General features: G+C 40.6%; 2 pseudogenes. Both read left to right on the top strand.

What is annotated here, in order from left to right:
* Positions 1-189, top strand: a pseudogene (locus ACP45E_RS20950) (MSHA biogenesis protein MshP); the annotation flags it as partial.
* A gap of 2 nt (positions 190-191) precedes the next feature.
* Positions 192-2,694, top strand: a pseudogene (locus tag ACP45E_RS20945) (DUF6701 domain-containing protein); the annotation flags it as partial.

The raw sequence follows: 2,694 nt of genomic DNA, 5'->3' as shown, positions 1-2,694 counted from the left end.
CCATCGGCCATTACTAACTCGCTGCAAGGGCTTGCGTCACAGCATGCGAATTGTTCACAGGTAACGTCTGTTTGTACACCTATTGGCACATTAGCCGGTGAAAGCTTCTTCAAAGTAGAGAGTTCAACCCTATGTGGAAGCGGTATTAACCAAGTACAGCGCGTACAAGAAATTTGGGTGAAGGAGTAGTTATGCGTAAATGTTTTCAACCGTTCCTATTATTGCCGCTTCTGTTTTTTTCAACATTCGTATGGGCTGCTGAATTTGATTCAGATACGTGTGATGCTTTGAATTCCGATAGTGATTTCTCCGTTTATTTTGAAATTGAAGAAGCTGAATTTGAAGAAACAGTATGGGTTGATAAAGGTGTTGGTGGCGGGCAACAGGAAGAGATCGCTCTTTGGACCGATGACCCATCTGTCATAAGGAATTATGAGTATGTCATTCGAACCCAAGATAGCGATATTATTCAGATTGAAGAAGATTTAGATTATAAAATTTGGCTTACCTATGAGAGTAGCGGCGACAATGATAAATCGGGTTTAGTCACTTATCGACTGTGGTCTAATGGGACATGGCAGTATATCTCTGAAAAAAATGCAGATTTATCGTCATTAAACTCTGTGAATATAGAGGTCGATGGTGATGATGTTGAAGAGCTAAGTTGTTCTGATGGCCTATTACCTCCGACTGAATTACCCGAATACTCCCTTAATGCTCAATTTGAATTTGGTACAGCGCAATGCAACTTAACGGGGGCGACCTCCTGTACTATACCCTTTACCAACAATTACAACCTAGCGCCTCTGGTCTTTGTCATGCCAACGATTGATACCGTTGACCCTGATGAAGATAAACCAGCAACGTTATACATTTCTTCTGAACTCACTGCTGATTCCACATCCGTTCAAATAACCAAAGACACCATTAATCTCCTACAAATGGATAATGATGTACCTATTACTGAGGTCAGTTACTTAATTATCGAACCTGGTGTGGCAAGCTTTAATGGCCACGAGGTCATTGCTGGTTATGTGGATACCAACGCCAATGACTCCAAATCGCATACGGGGAACTCGGCTAATGTGCCATTTTCTGATTTTGGAAAACAAGGCTCGTTTAACTCACCCATTGTTTTGCATCAAATCCAAACCAGAAATAATAGAGATAAATGGATGACGTCAGGCAAGCTATTGACAGGCAATGACAATAATTCCGCGCGATTATTTCTTGAACTCTCTGCATCAAGAGATCGAAATCACAACTATGTAGAAGAGCGGATCGCTTTTATCGCCACGAACTCTTTAAGCGCTCTTGAAGTGGACGGGTATAACATACACTTTGGTCGAGGGTTTCGAACGCCAGATCAAACAGACAATGACCCTATGGAAGATGGGTGCACCAGAGGTTATGCGAGTATTCCACTCGATGGCATTGATGGCATTATTGGTAAGAAGCAAGAGCGCAATGGAGGTCATGGTGGTTGGGCTCGTCGCTGTGAAATTAAAAACGACAATCAGGTGAGTTTTGCCATTGATGAAGATTTTCGCGATAGAACCCATTTAAGAGAAGAAATTGGGTATTTTGCTTTTGAGCGTCTTGAAATCGATATCGATATTTGTACTTATTTTCCTGAGCCTGTACAAAGTTGGGGGCCTAATGGTGAACTAAACTTAAGATCTCCAAATATCCTAATCAGTGGTTGGTCAGAAGAATATCAATCTCAGTATTTCATCAATGGTTCTTTACAAGTTCCTTTTGATGCTACAGAAAATGCCAATTCACTTTCACAATTAGCACAAAGTTGTGTTTTAGGCTCGTCTACAGAAGATTGCGCATTGCGTAACGGGATACTACAACCTCCCTTAATTCCTATGCCTCCAGCCCTCGATCCTGAATGGGGGCAAGAAGGTTTAGTTTTAGACTTCTGGAATATGGAAAACTGCACCAATAGTACATCTTGCAGTTTTACCGATGATGGCACAACAATTGCCATTACTATTTCAGATTCATTGCGTAGTCTAAAAGTTTCAAATTATACAAGTAGAATTTTTACAGTAACATTCTTAGCAAAATCAGGAGATGGAATTTCTATCGAAGACTATTTTTCTGATGGGAAGGTAGAAAGTATATTCGAAGCGAATTCTAATTATACCTTCGGTTCATTTACATTTAACGGCACTGGCGGGAAATTAACATATTCATCAAATGTCATTCTGAATATTGAATCAACATTTTTGCAAGATACTCCTGTTGAAATGACGGATACTGGTGGCTTGAAGGATCTCATCGTCTATGGTCCAACCGCAGATGTGACGATTAAGAACGTTAATTCTGACGTTTATCTCAACATCGTGGGCCTTAATGTACATTTTACCAATCAAATAATTTTAAGAGGATCCGTTTCATCAAATAATCTTATTATGGATGTTAGCGGGTCTCGAATTGTGGGAGAGGATAACTTTTGTTCTTCTGGTCCGCCGAGTGGCGACTATCAATTAGTCTTAACCCCAGCTACAGACATCGCCCTCACCTGCGAAACGATACCTTTAACTGCAACGGTTTATAAAGATGATGCAGTTGATAACAGCTTTAATGGGAATATCACCTTATCTGTAGATGGTTTAGATAAGGAAACGAAAGCGGCGAATTCTGGTATCGCTACTTTTGACTTATCGAGATCGGAAGAGCGGT

Source organism: Vibrio genomosp. F10 str. 9ZD137, assembly GCF_049974785.1.
Classification (GTDB): Bacteria; Pseudomonadota; Gammaproteobacteria; order Enterobacterales; family Vibrionaceae; genus Vibrio.
The sequence above is the reverse complement of the archived record's forward strand: the minus strand, read 5'-3'. Positions and strand labels throughout refer to the sequence as shown.